Annotated in this window: 22 protein-coding genes and 1 pseudogene; 10 read left to right on the plus strand and 13 right to left on the minus strand. The window is 68.8% G+C overall.

The window, feature by feature from the left end; genetic code table 11:
• Positions 1–30: 30 nt before the first annotated feature.
• A complete protein-coding gene (locus tag AC07NS_RS16090) occupies positions 31–801 on the minus strand; it encodes a hypothetical protein (protein WP_494604785.1) in 771 nt (256 codons plus the stop codon).
• 85 nt (positions 802–886) lie between these two features.
• Positions 887–1381: a winged helix-turn-helix transcriptional regulator gene (locus AC07NS_RS16095; RefSeq protein WP_494604787.1), complete on the minus strand. Its 495-nt coding sequence runs from the start codon at positions 1379–1381 to the stop codon at positions 887–889.
• Between the two features lie 126 nt (positions 1382–1507).
• Here AC07NS_RS16095 and AC07NS_RS16100 point away from each other — a divergent pair, with 126 nt between their 5' ends.
• Together AC07NS_RS16100 and AC07NS_RS16105 are read left to right on the plus strand one after the other, a co-directional pair.
• The gene (locus tag AC07NS_RS16100) at positions 1508–2314 is read left to right on the plus strand and encodes an SDR family NAD(P)-dependent oxidoreductase (protein WP_494604789.1); all 807 of its coding nucleotides are present in this window, start codon (positions 1508–1510) and stop codon (positions 2312–2314) included.
• A gap of 72 nt (positions 2315–2386) precedes the next feature.
• Positions 2387–2578 (plus strand): hypothetical protein, encoded by a 192-nt coding sequence (locus AC07NS_RS16105; protein ID WP_487287863.1) that lies wholly within the window; start codon positions 2387–2389, stop codon positions 2576–2578.
• Positions 2579–2748: 170 nt separating this feature from the next.
• On the opposite strand, the gene dmeF is transcribed toward AC07NS_RS16105, so the two are convergent.
• The 6 genes from dmeF to AC07NS_RS16135 form a co-directional block, all read right to left on the minus strand.
• Complete coding sequence (gene dmeF / locus AC07NS_RS16110) at positions 2749–3690, minus strand: CDF family Co(II)/Ni(II) efflux transporter DmeF (RefSeq protein WP_494604791.1); 942 nt, start codon at positions 3688–3690, stop codon at positions 2749–2751.
• An 8-nt stretch (positions 3691–3698) separates the two neighbouring features.
• Positions 3699–3974 carry a metal/formaldehyde-sensitive transcriptional repressor gene (locus AC07NS_RS16115; protein WP_110121486.1) on the minus strand — a complete coding sequence of 92 codons (276 nt, stop codon included), beginning with the start codon at positions 3972–3974 and terminating at the stop codon, positions 3699–3701.
• A 204-nt stretch (positions 3975–4178) separates the two neighbouring features.
• Positions 4179–5108 carry a M20/M25/M40 family metallo-hydrolase gene (locus AC07NS_RS16120; RefSeq protein WP_494604793.1) on the minus strand — a complete coding sequence of 310 codons (930 nt, stop codon included), beginning with the start codon at positions 5106–5108 and terminating at the stop codon, positions 4179–4181.
• A gap of 34 nt (positions 5109–5142) precedes the next feature.
• Complete coding sequence (locus AC07NS_RS16125; protein ID WP_494604795.1) at positions 5143–5838, minus strand: hypothetical protein; 696 nt, start codon at positions 5836–5838, stop codon at positions 5143–5145.
• Positions 5839–5906: 68 nt separating this feature from the next.
• Complete coding sequence (locus AC07NS_RS16130) at positions 5907–6449, minus strand: hypothetical protein (RefSeq protein WP_494604797.1); 543 nt, start codon at positions 6447–6449, stop codon at positions 5907–5909.
• Entirely contained in the window at positions 6446–7042 is a 597-nt protein-coding gene (locus AC07NS_RS16135; protein WP_494604798.1) for a hypothetical protein, read from the minus strand. The genes AC07NS_RS16130 and AC07NS_RS16135 overlap by 4 nt, the downstream gene beginning before the upstream one ends.
• Positions 7043–7291: 249 nt before the next feature.
• Here AC07NS_RS16135 and AC07NS_RS16140 point away from each other — a divergent pair, with 249 nt between their 5' ends.
• From AC07NS_RS16140 to AC07NS_RS16155, 4 genes are read left to right on the plus strand one after another with little or no spacing between them, the layout of a single operon-like run.
• The gene (locus AC07NS_RS16140; protein WP_494604800.1) at positions 7292–7528 is read left to right on the plus strand and encodes a BolA/IbaG family iron-sulfur metabolism protein; all 237 of its coding nucleotides are present in this window, start codon (positions 7292–7294) and stop codon (positions 7526–7528) included.
• A gap of 5 nt (positions 7529–7533) precedes the next feature.
• Positions 7534–8424, plus strand: a complete 891-nt coding sequence (locus AC07NS_RS16145; protein ID WP_494604802.1) for an aldo/keto reductase — start codon at positions 7534–7536, stop codon at positions 8422–8424.
• Between the two features lie 53 nt (positions 8425–8477).
• A complete protein-coding gene (gene grxD, locus AC07NS_RS16150; protein ID WP_494604804.1) occupies positions 8478–8819 on the plus strand; it encodes a Grx4 family monothiol glutaredoxin in 342 nt (113 codons plus the stop codon).
• On the plus strand, positions 8816–9235 hold the full coding sequence (locus AC07NS_RS16155) for an acyl-CoA thioesterase (protein ID WP_494604806.1): 420 nt from the start codon (positions 8816–8818) through the stop codon (positions 9233–9235). The genes grxD and AC07NS_RS16155 overlap by 4 nt, the downstream gene beginning before the upstream one ends.
• Positions 9236–9403: 168 nt before the next feature.
• On the opposite strand, the gene AC07NS_RS16160 is transcribed toward AC07NS_RS16155, so the two are convergent.
• Positions 9404–9808, minus strand: a complete 405-nt coding sequence (locus tag AC07NS_RS16160; protein ID WP_494604807.1) for a hypothetical protein — start codon at positions 9806–9808, stop codon at positions 9404–9406.
• Positions 9809–9825: 17 nt separating this feature from the next.
• Between AC07NS_RS16160 and AC07NS_RS16165 the strand changes: the two genes are divergently transcribed.
• Both AC07NS_RS16165 and AC07NS_RS16170 read left to right on the plus strand, forming a co-directional pair.
• Positions 9826–10974: a serine hydrolase domain-containing protein gene (locus AC07NS_RS16165; protein ID WP_494604809.1), complete on the plus strand. Its 1149-nt coding sequence runs from the start codon at positions 9826–9828 to the stop codon at positions 10972–10974.
• Positions 10975–11274: a hypothetical protein gene (locus tag AC07NS_RS16170; RefSeq protein WP_494604811.1), complete on the plus strand. Its 300-nt coding sequence runs from the start codon at positions 10975–10977 to the stop codon at positions 11272–11274.
• 4 nt (positions 11275–11278) lie between these two features.
• Here AC07NS_RS16170 and AC07NS_RS16175 read toward each other — a convergent pair whose 3' ends face one another.
• Positions 11279–12193: an EamA family transporter gene (locus AC07NS_RS16175; protein ID WP_494604813.1), complete on the minus strand. Its 915-nt coding sequence runs from the start codon at positions 12191–12193 to the stop codon at positions 11279–11281.
• Positions 12194–12277: 84 nt separating this feature from the next.
• On the opposite strand from AC07NS_RS16175, the gene AC07NS_RS16180 reads away from it, so the two are divergent.
• Together AC07NS_RS16180 and AC07NS_RS16185 are read left to right on the plus strand one after the other, a co-directional pair.
• Positions 12278–12760: an Lrp/AsnC family transcriptional regulator gene (locus AC07NS_RS16180; protein ID WP_110121498.1), complete on the plus strand. Its 483-nt coding sequence runs from the start codon at positions 12278–12280 to the stop codon at positions 12758–12760.
• 115 nt (positions 12761–12875) lie between these two features.
• Complete coding sequence (locus tag AC07NS_RS16185) at positions 12876–13316, plus strand: hypothetical protein (RefSeq protein ID WP_494604815.1); 441 nt, start codon at positions 12876–12878, stop codon at positions 13314–13316.
• 122 nt (positions 13317–13438) lie between these two features.
• Here the strand turns inward: AC07NS_RS16185 and AC07NS_RS16190 are convergent.
• The 3 genes and pseudogenes from AC07NS_RS16190 to AC07NS_RS16200 all read right to left on the minus strand — a co-directional run.
• Positions 13439–13559 (minus strand): annotated as a pseudogene (locus AC07NS_RS16190) (hypothetical protein); the annotation flags it as partial.
• Between the two features lie 52 nt (positions 13560–13611).
• Positions 13612–14544, minus strand: coding sequence for a zinc metalloprotease HtpX (htpX, locus tag AC07NS_RS16195; protein ID WP_494604817.1), 933 nt, complete (start codon positions 14542–14544; stop codon positions 13612–13614).
• 18 nt (positions 14545–14562) lie between these two features.
• The gene (locus tag AC07NS_RS16200; protein ID WP_494604819.1) at positions 14563–14922 is read right to left on the minus strand and encodes a TFIIB-type zinc ribbon-containing protein; all 360 of its coding nucleotides are present in this window, start codon (positions 14920–14922) and stop codon (positions 14563–14565) included.
• Between the last annotated feature and the right edge of the window lie 282 nt (positions 14923–15204).

The raw sequence follows: 15204 nt of genomic DNA on the forward strand, positions 1-15204 counted from the left end.
GATCGAAGCAGGCGCGCAGCTCTTGCCGCCTCAGGCGTAGGTCACATTCTCCAGGGTGAAGATGAACGGCTTGGCGTCGGGGCCTTCGCCGCCGCCGGTCATGACGATGTCGGCGCCGGCGATGCCCGTCAGGTTGATCTCGGTATTGACCTGCTGGACGACGGCGCCGCTGACGACCTCGCCCTCGTGCGGCTGCGAGATCGCGCCGATCCAGATGGTCGGCTTGAACGAATAGATGATCTGGGCGCCGGGAAACAGCGCCCGGGTCGGGGCGTAGGGCCTGCCGTCCCGGAACACGGTGACCGACACCGCGCCCTGGGGCAGCTGGTTGAGCACGCCGAAGGCGGTGGGGCCGGCCGTCTGGTCGATCAGCCGCAGGCTCTGGCCGGAGTCGGTGGCGACCACGGCGGCCATCTGGCCGTTGGCGATCGCCAGTCGCGGCGAGACGTTGCCCCAGGCGTCGGTGACCCCGACGCTGGTCGCCGCCGGCCAGACGAACGGGTGGCTCCAGCCGGGCGCGCAGTTGCGGATCACCAGCCAGGCCGATGCGGCCTCGTCGACGGACGGCTCCACAGCCTCGCCGAACACCAGGACCTGGGTGGCGGGACTGCCGTTGGAGCGGTTGACGAAGTTGAGCTTCACCTCCGGACCGCTCGAGGACGCGGTCGCGGTCAGGGGTTCGGACTGGGCCTCGGGTTCGGCGGCAGTGACCGAGGCGGACGGGGCGACGTCCTCGGCCAGCGCCGAGATCGCGGCCGGATCGGTCGCGCCGTTGGCGCTCTTGGCGGTGATGGTGTCCATGGTCGTGCCTCCCCGGCGGCGCTTTCACAATCGAGGATAGCATACAACCAAGGCGAAAGCCGCTGGCAAGGTCGCCGTTTCAGTTTCAGCCGCTCAAGACCTCCATCAGCGCCAAGCGCGCGAGCACCGCCTCGCCCGCGGCCGGGCCGGCGGCATAGGCGAAGTCCGCGCTATCGATCGGCTTGCCGCTGCGGGCGTCGACCACCACCGGCTCGGCGGTCTGGCCCGTCTCGCGATCAACGAGGCAGCTGGCGATCCCTTCCTTGGCGAGATGGCGATTGCCGAAGGCCAGCAGCGCCGTCAGCACAGGCGCGAAGTCGCGGCCCATTTCCGTCAGCACGTACTCGTGGCGCACCGGCCGCTCCTGGTAGGGCCGCCGCTCGAGAAAGCCGGATTCTACAAGCGCCCCGAGCCGCTTGGTCAGAATGTTCGGCGCGACCCCGAGGCTTTTTTCGAAGGCGTCGAAGCGGGTGAGGCCGTGAAAGGCGTCCCGCAGGATCATCAGGCTCCAGACGTCGCCGACGCGCTCCAGCGTGCGGCCGACGGGGCATTGTCCGGGATCGAAGGCGCGTGTGGTCATGGAGGAAAGATAGGGCCTGGCTAGCAAAATGAAAGCCAGTCACTTGCAATTCAAAAGTCACTTGCCATCTGCAAGTCACGCCGCCGCGACGACCGCCCGGCGAACACCCCGAGGGGATTGAAGATCATGAGCAAGGAAATCTCCGGCAAGGCCCTGGTGACCGGCGCGTCCACCGGCATCGGCGCCACCTATGCCGACCGCCTGGCCAAGCGCGGCCACGACCTGGTGCTGGTGGCTCGCGACGCGACGCGTCTGGCGGCCCTCGCCGAGCGCCTCGTCGCCGAGACCGGCGTCAAGGTCGAGGTGCTGCAGGCCGACCTGACCAAATCCGCCGACCTCGCCCGTGTCGAGGCCAAGCTGCGCGACGACGCCGCCATCAGCCTGCTGATCAACAACGCTGGCGCGGCCCTGGCCGGCGACTTCGTCGATCAGGACCTCGACAAGGTCGACAACCTGATCCAGCTGAACGTGGTGTCGGTGACCCGCCTGGCCCACGCCGCGGCCGGCGCCTTCAAGGCCCGCGATCGCGGCGCGATCGTCAACATCTCGTCGGTGGTCGGCCTGCTGCCGGAGTTCCGCTCGCCGGTCTATGGCGCGACCAAGGCCTATGTGACCTACTTCACGCAGGGCCTGCGCAGCCAACTGCCGGAGAGCGTCAGGCTGCAGGCGGTGCTGCCCGGCGCCACTCGCACCGAGATCTGGGACCGTTCGGGCAGCGGCGGCGCCGACGCGCTCGATCCCTCCACCCTGATGGAGGTCGGCGACCTGGTGGACGCGGCCCTGGCGGGCTTCGACCAGGGCGAGCTGGTGACCATCCCCTCCCTGCCCGACGCCGCCGACTTCGCCGCCTATGACGGCGCGCGGCTGAAGCTGGCCCCCAACCTGTCGCGCGACCGTCCGGCGCCCCGCTACCGGGTCCCGGAACACGCCTGAGCCCTCGACGGCGGCGGCCCGGAACGAAAGCCGCCGCCGTCCGCTCCCCCTTCGCCAGCTGGGAGGCGCGCCATGTCCGTCATCGCCAATCTCGACGAGTTCATCCTGGAAGAGTCCGAGCACGGCATCTTCCTGACGCTCACCGCCGACGACGACCAGACCCTGCGCGTCCGCGTGACCCTCGACGATCTGGAAGAGATCATGGAGGTCATCGACGAGGTGTTCGGCGTCGAGGTCGAGGCGGCCAACGACGAGGTGGACTGATCCCCTTCTCCCCTTGCGGGAGAAGGTGTCATCCGAAGGATGACGGATGAGGGGGCGCACCCACGAAAAAACGCCGCGGCAGCTGATCGGCTGCCGCGGCGCCTTGCTTTTGAGAGACCCCTCACCCGGCCCTTCGGGCCACCCTCTCCCGCAAGGGGAGAGGGACCATGCTACGAAGCTTCCACCGTCAGGTGCCGCAGCTCGTGCACCGGAACCAGCCGGCCGCGCACGGCCTCGGCGGTCAGGCCGGCCACGCTGACGATGGCGGCGTGGGCCTGGGGGCCGACCTTCCAGACGTGCAGGTCCAGGATCCGGGCGTCGCCGGGGCCTTCGACCAGTTCGCGCACTTCTTCGGCCACGTGGTCGTCGGTGGTGTCGAGCAGGACGGCGGCGGTGTCGCGCATCAGGCCGATGGCCCAGCGGCCGATGACCACCGCCCCGACCACGCCCATGATCGGGTCGAGCCAGGTCCAGCCGAACTGACGGCCGGCGACCAGGGCGACGATGGCCAGCACCGAGGTCAGGGCGTCGGCCAGCACGTGCATATAGGCCGAGCGCAGGTTGTTGTCGTGGCCGTGCCCATGATGAGCATGGTCGTGGTGCGCGTGGTCATGACCGTGATGGTGGTCGTGGCCATGGTGATGCCCATGATGATGTCCGCCCGACAGCAGGGCGGCGCTGGCCAGGTTCACCAGCAGACCGACCACGGCGATGACGATCGCCTCCATGAAGGCGATCGACGACGGCTCGAACAGGCGGCGCACCGACTCCACGCCGATGCCGATGGCGATCACCGCCAGCACCAGGGCCGAGGCGAAGCCGGACAGGTCGCCGACCTTGCCGGTGCCGAAGCTGTAGCGGGCGCTGGTCGCATGCTTGCGGGCATAGGCGTAGGCGGCGGCCGCCACGGCCAGGGCGCCGGCGTGGGTGGCCATGTGGAAGCCGTCGGCCAGCAGGGCCATCGAGCCGGTCCACCAGCCGGCCAGGATCTCGACCACCATCATCACGGCGGTCAGGGCCACCACCCAAAGGGTGCGGCGGGCGTTGGCGTCGTGGTCGGCGGCCAGGAAGACGTGGTCGTGCTGATGCGGGGGCGCGGTGACGGCGGTCATGTGGGATCTCATTTGGAATAGCGGCGGAAGGCCTCGATCACCTCGGCCGCGCCCTTTTCGCGCTCGGCGTCGGTGAGGCCAGGAGCGGCCACGTGCTCGCGCAGGTGGGCCTCTACGATCTCGTCCAGCAGGCCGTTCAGCGCGCCGCGGGTGGCGGCGACCAGGTGCAGGGTCTTGGCGCAGTCGTGGTCGCCCTCGATCGCGCGTTCGATCGCCGCGACCTGGCCGGCGATGCGGCGGACCCGCTTGAGCAGGGCGTCGTTGTCGGTGGAGAGGTGAGCCATAGCATACCCCCCTATAGTATATTCGTTCCGAAAGCACGCCCCTTCTCCCCTTGCGGGAGAAGGTGTCGCCGAAAGCGACGGATGAGGGGTCGCACAGACGAAAACGCCGCGGCAGCGGATCGACTGTCGCGGCGTCAGGTTTCTGAGAGACCCCTCACCCGACCCCACTCCGTGGGGCCACCCTCTCCCGCAAGGGGAGAGGGATTAAGGGTGGATCTCCCCCAGCCGCTCGTCGAACGCCCGGGTCGCCTGGACCACCGTCGCCACCGAACCCTTGAAGAAGGGCTGAGGGATGGTTTCGAAGTCGTCGGTGGGCTGGTGGTATTCGGGGTGGTCCTCGACGCCGAAATAGACCCACGGCACGCCCTTCTGCGCGAAGGCGCCCTGGTCGGACTGGAAGGTCCAGTTGTTGTCCTTGCCCTGGGCGTCGGTGTCGTGGCCCTGCTTGAGGGTCACTGGGGCGATCTTGGCGACGTCGTCGAGGATGGGCTTGAGGAACGGCTGCGGCGAGGCGCCCGAGACATAGAGCTCGCCCTTGGCGTTCTTGCTCAGCATGTCGAAGTTCACCGCCAGGCCGATGTTCGCCAGCGGGACCGAAGGCGCGGCGGCGAAGGCCTTGGCGCCGCGCAGACCGCTTTCCTCCGCGTCGAGGGCGACGATCAGCACGTCGTGCCTGGGCGGCTTTTCCTTGAACGCCTCGGCCACCGCCAGCAGGCCCGCCACGCCCGAGGCGTTGTCGTCCGCGCCGTTGTAGATCTGGCCGTTCCTGACCCCGACATGGTCGTAGTGGGCGGTGACCAGCAGCACCTTGCCGCCGCCTTCCGTCCCCTTGATCCGGGCCACGAGATTGACGCCGGTGACCGTCACGCCGTCCTTGCGCTTGAAGCGGAACGGCCGCTCGAAGCCCTCGCCGATCGGCGCCAGGCCGATCCCCTTGAAGCGCTCCAGGATGTAGGTGCGCGCCAGCTGCGAGCCGGGCGAGCCCACCGCCCGTCCCTGCATGGCGTCGGCCGACAGGATCTTCACGTCGTCCAGCGCCAGGTCGCCCGGACCGGCCAGGGCGGGCGCGGCGAGGCCGGCGAGGACAGCGGCCGCGAGCAAAAGCGCGGAGGGGGCGGCGAGAACCTTACGCATCGAAACTTTCCCGTTCGGCCCGTTCACAGCCAAGTCACAGCCAGGACATGAGCCACTGGTCGAAGGTTTGATCATCAGGCCTGTGTTCGCGCAACCAGCGCAGCGGCGGCGAGGCGGCGACGGCGAGCCCTTCGCTGCGCCGCGCGGCGTCGCGCAGCCCAGCGACGTCGCGCGCCCAGCACCCGTCGCTTCGGCTCTCGACGCCGGGCCACGGCGCGCTAGTCTTGCGGCGATAGTGATGAGACTCCTCGACCGGCGGCTCCAGCGGTCCGCAGACCACCGCCCAGTGGCGGATCTCGACCACCTGTCCCTGGGCGTCCTTCACGGTCGGCCTGACCGCCTTGTAAAGGTGGATGGCTCGGACCTCGCCTTTCTGATCCTCCGGTGACAGCAGCGACAATTGCAGGATCATCGGCTCGCCGGCCGCCAGCAGGTAGCCGACCCTGGCCGTTTCGGTGTCGGGCTCGTCGTCCATCTTCACGAACCGCTGGTCCGAAAGCCGTTGAGGTACAAGCACGGCCTTGGCGCATGTCGGCCACTGCCCGCTCGGCAGGGCCGGATCGACATCGCATCCGGGCGTCCGCGCCCCCCACCAGCCGGCCTTCAGCGTTCCTTCCGGAACCGCGTCGCCGGCCTCGAACAGCGAGGTCTTGGACGCGACGAGGTTCTCGCAGCCGCCCAGCAGGGCCGCCGCCAGGGCCAGCGCCGGCCAGATCCTCGGAAGTCTCATCGCGCCATGCTCCGAAATCGCGTCACACGCCTCCCTTCGCTCGGAAACACTTCCCGGTCGAGGTCCACCTAGCGCGGCACCTCCTCCGGGCCAGCATCGCGGATCCATTGATAGGAAAAGAGGTCCCCATAGAGATCGCGATCCTCGGCCGAGGCCGCGCGGATGGCGTCTTTGCCGTCGACCAGACAGGCGTGACGGACGGGGTCCCAGCGCACGCCAGGCTGCTTCGACGCCTTGCCGTCCTCGGGGACCTCGCACCAGATCGGCCAGAAGTGGAGACGCGTAACCCGCCCCCGCGCGTCACGGCCCGTAATCCCGACGCCGACATAGCTGCGCCAGTGGGTCGAATAGGCCTCGTCCAGATCTATGAAGCCGCCGAACTTGTCGTCGTAGTCCTGGTCGAGCCGCAGCATCGGTGGATCACCAGGTACGAAATGAAGCGGCATGCGCAGGATCTTGCCGTCGACCCGGGTGAGCACCTCGCCACCGCGCACGAGCACCGTAGAACAGCCGGCTTCGTTCTTCGAGCAGTCCAGGCTCCATATCCCTTCGCGCACCACCAGCGGCGGCTGAGTCGCGGCCACGGCGGCGGCCAGCAGGGCGGCGATCATCGGTGCGCCTTGGCGAAGTCGTCGGGGCGAGGCTCGCGGACCCAGCGCCAGCTTTCCACGGCGTCACCATCGAACGGCTTGCTCGCCTTGGCCACGGCGATCAGCGCGTCTCGACTTTCGACCACGCAGCTGATCGATGACCCCTCGTCACTGGCCACGACGCCTGGGCGAAGAGGCCCTTCCGTCACGAGCTCCCTCCCGTACTCGTCGATGGTCGTCACCCAGGCCTGGCCCCGACAGGTGAGCGGCCACAGGTTCAGGGCCGTGACGCGCCCCTCGGCGTCGAAACTGGCCGGCTCTGCGGCGGCATAGCCATAGCCGGGGCTTTCCTCGTCCCCATGCCATTGCACGATCGTCGGATCATGTCCGGCGAGCAGTATGGGCCACGGCTGCCAAGCCCAGCGCCTCTTGTCATAGCCGAGCGCCAGGTACTCGCCCTCGCGCACCAGCAGGATGCTGCATTTCGACCACCGCCTGACCGGCCGGTCGGCGCGCACGCGGCAACCGTCGTGCCCGGCATTGACCCAAAACCCTTGCCGCAACTCCGGCGCGCCGCGCGCGTCCCCCGGACCGAACCAGGGCTTTTCGGACATGACCAACGAACAGCCGCCCAGCCCCGTCGCGGCCAGCGCCGCGACCACACCCCCAACCACCGCATCACGTCCACCTCACGCAAAATTCACGGATGCGTGATCGTTGCGTGAGATCGCGTTATCGTCAAGCGCGATCGCAGCAAGGCGCTCGCCCCTGCGTCGATTGCACCTGAGCGCGGCACCCGCCATATGCGCGATCTTAAGGTTTATCGGGCATCTAGCCCTTCCAAGGATCGGAGACTCCGCCCCATGCCCATGGCGCCCGACGTGCTCGAAGCCCGCCTGAACGCGGCCTTCCCGGACTCCGAGATCGTGCTGACCGACCTGGCCGGCGACGGCGATCACTACAAGGCGCGCATCGTCTCGCACGCCTTCCGCGGCCTGAACCGCGTCAAGCAGCACCAGATGGTCAACCGCGCCCTGGCCGACGTGCTGGGCGGCGAACTGCACGCCCTGGCGCTCGAAACCGCCGCCCCCACGGAGTAAGGCCCTTGCGCTACCGTCCGTTCGGCAAGGAAGGCATGGCGATCTCGGCGATCACGCTGAGGCTGGCCGACCATCCGCGCATGAGCGGCAAGGACTGGCGCAACCTGATCTTCACGGCCCTCGAAGCCGGCATCAACAGCTTCGAGGTGCACGGCGCGTCCAACGCCCTGCTGGAGGGCGTGGGCGAGTCCCTGACCACCATCGAGCGGCGGCTGCTGTTCGTGGGCTGGCGCCTGCGCAGCGGCGGCGAGCTGCTGAGCGCCCAGGCCGCCCACGACGTGGTCGATCTCGCCGTCGAGCGCTGCGGCCTCTCCTATCTGAACCTCGTCACGGTCGATGACCCAGGCTCTGCCTTTCCGCCCTCGGCCCTGGCCGCCCTGAAGGGGCTGCGCCAGTCGGGCCTGATCCAGTCCCTGGGCCTGGCCAGCCGCGGCGACAGCCAGGAGCGCCATCTGGCCACCGGCGTGTTCGACGCCCTGGCCGCGCCGTTCAACCTGTCGTCCGGCTGGGCCGACCGCCACCGCGTCCGCAACGCCTTCGGCCGCGACGTGGCGGTGATCGGCGAGGATTTCTGGCCGCAGTCGATCCGCGAGCGCGAAGCCAGGCCGATCTTCAAGAAGCCGTCGCTCTGGCGACGCCGCACCGATCCGCTGGCCAATCTGGGCGGATACGACTTCCTCGACAGCACCCCCGGCTGGGACGCCCAGGCGCTCTGCCTCGGCTACGCCCTGACCGAACCCTCGCTGGCCACCGTTCAGGTGATCACCCGCAAGCGCGACAAGCTGGAAGCCCTGGCCCAGGTGGTCGAGCGCGATCTGCCGACCAGCAGCGCCGCCCAGATCGAGATGGCGCGGTTTTCGGCCGAACAGGCCGATGGGGCCAAGCGCCGCGCTTGACCCGGGGGCTTGCGGCGCCTAGCTGAGAGGCTACGCCCAAGGAATTCCCCGCCATGACTGAAGTCGCCGCCTCTCCCGCCATCGAATTCATCGCCAAGACCGTGGCCGAGCACCCGGTGGTGCTGTTCATGAAGGGCGTGCCCGACCAGCCGCGCTGCGGCTTCTCGTCGGTGGCCGTGCAGATCCTCGACCACCTCGGCGTCGAGTTCGTCGGCGTCGACGTGCTGCAGGACGACGAGCTTCGCCAGGGCATCAAGACCTTCACCGACTGGCCGACCATCCCGCAGCTCTACATCAAGGGCGAGTTCGTCGGCGGCAGCGACATCGTCCGCGAGATGTTCCAGTCGGGCGAGCTGAAGACCCTGCTGATCGAGCAGGGCGTGATCTCGGCTTGAGCCGACTGTTCGTCCCGCCTGCCGACGCCTATCCCCTGACCTTCGAGCCGAAGGCGTCGGACATCGACGCCAACGGCCACGTCAACAACGTGGTCTATCTGGGCTGGGCCCAGGACCTGGCGATCGCTCACTGGGAGGCCTGGGCTTCGGAAGAAGAACGGGCTCCCTGGAGCTGGGTCGCCCGCCGCCACGAGATCGACTACCGCCGCGAACTGCTGCCCCACGAGGTCGCCACCGGCTACACCTGGGTGGGCGAGCTTAAGGGACCGCGCTTCGAGCGCTATGTCCGCATCGACGGCCCCGACGGCGAGATGTGCGCCCAGAGCCGCACCGACTGGGTGCTGATCGACATCGCCGCCAAGCGCCCGGCGCGGGTGCTGCCCTGGATGGTCGAACGCTTCACGCCGAAGGGTTGAAACGCCCTTCTCCCCTTGCGGGAGAAGGTGTCGGCGATAGCCGACGGATGAGGGGTCTCTCAAATGTGAGACGCTCCCACCCGGCCCCTGCACGCGGTTTTGAGTTCTGAGAGACCCCTCACCCGACCTCCCTTCGGGAGGCCACCCTCTCCCGCAAGGGGAGAGGGGTCAGGGATGTGGATTGAGCACCCGCACCGCCCGCGCTCCGCTCAAGCCGAGCTCACCCCACCCGAACCGCACCTCGACCGCCTCCGGCCCGCCGCCCTTGCAGGTCTCCAACCTACGTCGGGCGAAGGCCACCGACGGGACGCCGCCTTTCCGGTCGACGAAGAAGCGCAGGTCCTCCTTGCGCAGGCAGCCGGCCGATTTCAGGCGGACGACCAGGCCATCGGCGTCGAGCCGCACGCCCAGCAGCGGCTCCAACTCGCCCGGCGCGTCGGACCCAGCCGGCAGCAGCCTTGGCGCCGCGGGAACGGTGGCGCAGCCTGAGAGCAAGAGCCCAGCCAGCAGCACGCGGCGGTTGAAAAAGACGCCCATGGCCGCCAAGGTCGCCCGGCGCGAGGGTGCGCGCAACAGTGGGGCCTCTGGAAATGCGTGGAAAGTCTCTGGCGTGGGCGGCGGCGAGCTTGTGTCTGGCCGCGGGATCGGCGCGCGCCGAAAATCCGAAACTGGGCTCAAAACTTGATGGCGAGATCGCCCGGCTGACGACCCTGGGCAAGATCCCCGGCGTGGCCGTGGCCGTGATCGAGAACGGCAAGGTCGCCCACGTCACGGCGATGGGCGTGCGCAACCAGAAGGGCGATCCCCTGACGCCGCAGACGGTGATGTACGCCGCCTCGCTGACCAAGACGACCTTCGCCTACTACGTGATGATGCTGGTCGACGAGGGGAAGCTGGATCTCGACAAGCCGATCGCCGAAATTCTCCCCAAGCCCCTGCCCGACTACAAGGCCTATGCCGACCTCGCCGCCGATCCGCGCTGGCGCAAGATCACGCCGCGCATGCTGCTGACCCACTCGGCGGGCTTTCCGAACTTCCGCTGGCTGAACCCCGACGAGAAGCTCGACATCAAGTTCGAGCCGGGCAGCCGCTACGCCTATTCGGGCGAGGGCCTCAACCTGATGCAGTTCGTCATCGAGCAGGGCCTGGGCCTGAAGGTCGGCGAGGAGATGGACCGGCGCCTGTTCAAGCCCCTGGGCATGAGCCGCTCGGGCATGGTCTGGCGCGACGACTTCGCGACCGACCTGGCCGACGGGCGTCAGGCCGACGGCAAGTGGGAGGGCCACGACGACCGCTCCAGCGTCAAGGCGGCCGGCTCGCTCGACACCACGATCGACGACATGGGCAAGCTGGCGGCGGCCATGGCCAGCGGCTGGGGCCTGTCGAAAAAGGCCCGCGCCGAGTTCTCGCGCGGAAGCCTGGCGATCCCGGCCGCCTACCAGTTCCCGCCCTTCACCGAGGACAAGAACCCCGACAACGCCAGGATCAAGCTCTCGGCCGGCGTGGGCGTCGTCACCTTCGACGGGCCGCAGGGCCACGCCTTCTTCAAGGGCGGCCACAACGACATCACCGACAACATGCTGGTCTGTGTCGAGAAGCGCCGGGCCTGCGTGGTGGTGCTGACCAACGCCGGCGACGGCCAGCGGATCATCCCGTCGATCGTCAAGGCGGCCCTGGGCGAGACGGGCCTGCCGTGGGGCTGGGAATACACCCGCCTGCTGCCGGTGGAGGCCAAGTAGATGCGGCCGGCCGTGATCGCCGTGGCCGCGTCGATGCTGCTCGCCGCTTGCGGCCCGACCTATCTCGTCGACGGCGAGACGCGGCGCATCGCCTGCCCTGACGGCGGCGTCGTGACCCTGAGACCCAGCGATCGTGGACGCCAGGTCATCCTCGAGCACGGTGGCCGGACAGCCGAGCTGCGCTTCCGGCACGGCCTTGGAGCAGGCGACGACTACAAGGGCGGCGCCACGCGGATGCGGATCGACCCGGAAGTCTTCGTGACCAATCTGGGCGGCGAGACCATCGGTCCCTGCCACTGAAGGCTCAGCCGCCCGGCCGCTCCAGCGCCTCGGCGTCGTCGACCACGGCGCTCTCGGGCGTGGTGGTCAGGATGGCGCCGGCCGAGGCGGCGACGATGCAGGCGATGGCGGCCCACTGCTGCAGCGACAGGTGCTCGGCCAGCACGAAGAGGCCGGCCAGGGCGCCGATCGCCGGCTCGACGCTGAGCATGACGCCGAAGGTGCGCTTGGGGATGCGCTTGAGGGCGATCATCTCCAGCGAATAGGGCACGGCGCTGGAGCAGACGGCGACCACCAGGCCCAGCAGCATCAGGCGCGGATCGAGCAGGGCCGCACCGGCCCCGGCGACGCCGAACGGCACGACGATCAGGGCCGCCACACTCATGCCCAGCGCCACCGAGCGGCCGCCGTGCAGATGGCCCAGCCGCTTGCCGGCGACGATGTAGAGCGCCCAGCAGACCGCGGCGGCCAGGGCGAAGGCGACGCCGACCGGATCCAGCGCCGGCCCGCCCAGCTTCAGTGGCAGAAGCAGCATCAGGCCAAAGGCGGCCAGGCCGATGCACAGGAAGTGGCTGGGCTTGCGCGCGTGCAGCAGCGACAGGGTCAGCGGCCCCATGAACTCGATGGCCAGGGCCACGCCCAGCGGGATGGTGCGCAGGGCCATGTAGAAGCTGAGGTTCATCACCCCGGTGGCCGCGCCGTAGAAGACGACGCCCATCACGTCGCGCCGGCTCAGCGGAAAGCGCCAGGGCCGCCACAGCACCAGCAGCAGCAGGGCCGCGAAGCCGACGCGATAGGCGCTCGTGCCCTGCGCCCCGACCAGCGGGAACAGGCTCTTGGCGAACGACGTGCCGCCAGCCAGCGTCACCATGCCCCCGAACAGGGCGGCATAGGGCAGCAGCGCGTCGAGCGCGGGACGGCGGAGGGCGACGGAGGACATGCCCGGAAAATAGGCGTCGATCCTCGACGCTTCTCGCCGAAATTCGTCGTATACCGCCTGAAACAGGCGATATCGTAGGCCCAAATGACGAAATCCGTCACACTCGACAATTTCGACCGCAAGCTTCTGGAACTGGTCCGCCGCGACAACCTCGAACCGGCCCGCAGCCTGGCGCAGAAGGTCGGCCTGTCGGAAAGCGCCGTGCTGCGTCGCCTGCGGCGGCTGCGCAAGGAAGGCGTGATCGTCGCCGACGTGGCCATCGTCGATCCCGCCCGGCTGAACGCCGGCCTGACCATGCATGTGCTGGTGGAGATGGAGCGCGAAGGCAGCGCCCTCTTCAACGCCTTCGCCGCCGGGGTAGCCGCCCGCAAGGAGGTGCTCAGCGCCTGGCACGTGACCGGCAGCACCGACTTCCTGCTGACCGTCACCGTGCCGACCATGGAGGCCTACGAGGCCTTCACCCACGAGGTGCTCAACGACGACCGCCGGGTGCGCTCGTTCATCACCCTGGTCGGCATCCGCGAGATCGTGCGGCTGGATCCGTCGCGCGCGCCGCTGGTGGAGTGAGCCCGCCGGGGACATCCCAAAAGTGGAACGCAATCCCACAACATCCGCAAAGGTTGTTGACGACAGCGTCGGATGGATGTCGAAATCGACGTAACAAATGTCGGGAGGCGAACTCATGAAGGCGCATGTCATCGCGATCGGCCTGGCCCTGGCTTCGGCTTCGGCGCTCGCCACGGCCGGCGGCGCGGCCGCCAGCACCTGGCACTGGGCCCAGGCCTCGACCAAGGAAGACGCCATGCGCGCGGCGAGCGCCGAAGCCGAGGCCAAGGCCAGGCGCAAGGGCACCTGCTACAAACCCGCCGCGACCCTGGACAAGTGCCGCCAGACCGCCGACGGCTTCAGCTGCCGCGCCGACAGCGCCGACATCATGAGCACCTGCCTGGCGTGGGACGACTGGGTGACGATGCCGATACGCCTGCGGCCCATGGGTCCGGTGGGCCCCTTCCCGGAACAGTGGTTCTCGGCCCGGCCCCAGTCGGTCTATCCCAGCACCTACGTGTCCTACCCGTATGCACCCGGCGTGTACGTCCCGCCGCCGCCGTTCCCCTCGCAGTGAGCCCCAACGCCTGACCGCGGGATCGAGCAGGCTCGGTGACGCCGCCCCGATGGGCTTCCTGGCGGTCGGCGACGTCGGAAAAGCACGCGCCTTCTACGAGGGCGTGCTGGGCCTGGCCTTCGTCAGCGACGCCCTCTCAATTCGTCATCCCGGAAAGCCCGCAAGGGATTATCCGGGACCTAGGGGCCGGCGCAGCGTGGTCGCACCTGGATCCCGGCTCTCCGCTTCGCTGGGGCCGGGATGACGACCTAATGTTTACGGCAAGAAAGGCGGCGGGGCTCCCCTGACACCTTTCCTAGCTCCACGGCCCCGGCTTGCGGTTGGGCGCGCTGGTCGGCACGGCCGTCTCCAGCCGCTGCCGCGTGCCCTGCCCGATCGCCAGCTTCAGCAGCGCCTCGATCCGGTTGTGGGTGGCCGGGTGGGTCGAGAACAGGTTGTCGGCGCCGCGGCCGGCCAGCGGGTTGATGATGAACATGTGGGCCGTGGCCGGATTACGCTCGGCCTCGTGGTTGATCACCCCGCCCCTGGCATAGGCGTCGATCTTCTCCAGCGCGCGGGCCAGGCCCCGGTTGTCGCCGGCGATCTGCGCCCCCACCCGGTCGGCCTCGTACTCGCGCGAGCGGCTGATGGCCATCTGCACCAGCATGGCCGCGATCGGGGCCAGGATGGCCAGGGCGATGGCCCCGATGATCCCGCCCGGACGCTCGTCGTGCTCGCGCGAACCGCCAAAGAAGAAGGCGAAGTTGGCCAGGGCCGAGATCGCGCCGGCGATGGTCGCCGTCACGGTCATGGTCAGGGTGTCGCGGTTCTTCACGTGGGCCAGCTCGTGGGCCATGACGCCGCGGATCTCGTCACGGTCGAGCATGGCCAGCAAGCCGGTGGTGGCGGCCACGGCGGCGTTTTCGGGGTTGCGGCCAGTGGCGAAGGCGTTGGGCTGGTCGCTGTCGATGATGCAGACGCGCGGCATGGGCAGGCCTGCCCGCTGGGCCAGATCGCGAACGTCGCGGGCGTAGTTTCGCACCAGCGGCTCGGGGTGGGCTTCGTCGACCTCGACCGCGCCATAGGCCCGCAGCACGATCTTGTCGGCGTTCCAGTAGGAAAACACGTTCATGCCGGCGGCCAGCACGAAGGCGATCAGCATGCCGGTCGCGCCGCCGATCATGTAGCCGGCCCCGACGAACAGGGCCGTCAGGCCGGCGAGCAGGGCGAAGGTCTTGAAGTGGTTCATGGCCTTTGAGGGTATGGATCAGTCGAAGATGTCGAAGAGGTCGAAGCGCTTCTTCTTGTGATGGCCGTGGCGACGGTAGTCGTCGTCATGGTCGTAGCGCTTGCGGTCGTCGGGGCGCTTGTGGTCGCCGCGCCAGTTGTCGTCGTAGCGGCGGGGTTCGGGACGCTGTTCGTAGGCGGGCTGCGGACGGCCGAAGGGCGAGGCGCCGGCCGGCGCGGGCGCGCCTTGCGCGTCCTCGCGCTCCAGGGCCATCAGCTTTTCCAGTTCGCCGCGATCGAGCCAAACGCCCCGGCACTTGGGGCACATGTCGAACTCGACGCCGGCGCGTTGCACGGCCTGCATGGAGCCGTCGCAGTTGGGGCACATCAGGAGAGGCATGGTCGGTCGGGTCCCTTGTCCAAGAGTGGACGGGTGTTCCCGACGTCAGGTCCGGCACGAGGGGGGAGGGAAACCCGGACCCAGACATCGAGAACACCCGATGCGGTCCGACATCACGCGCGTTGTGTCCCACAACGCTGCGCCAGAGGGGCCCGGCCCGCTCATTGGAGATAGGGAGGGGTTTTGGCGTTTCAAGGGCCGCCTTCGATCCTTCTCCCCTTGCGGGAGAAGGTGGCGGCCGAAGGCCGACGGATGAGGGGTCGCGCTGAAGGTTCTGAGAGA

This window comes from Caulobacter sp. GW821-FHT10A10 (genome assembly GCF_059415745.1).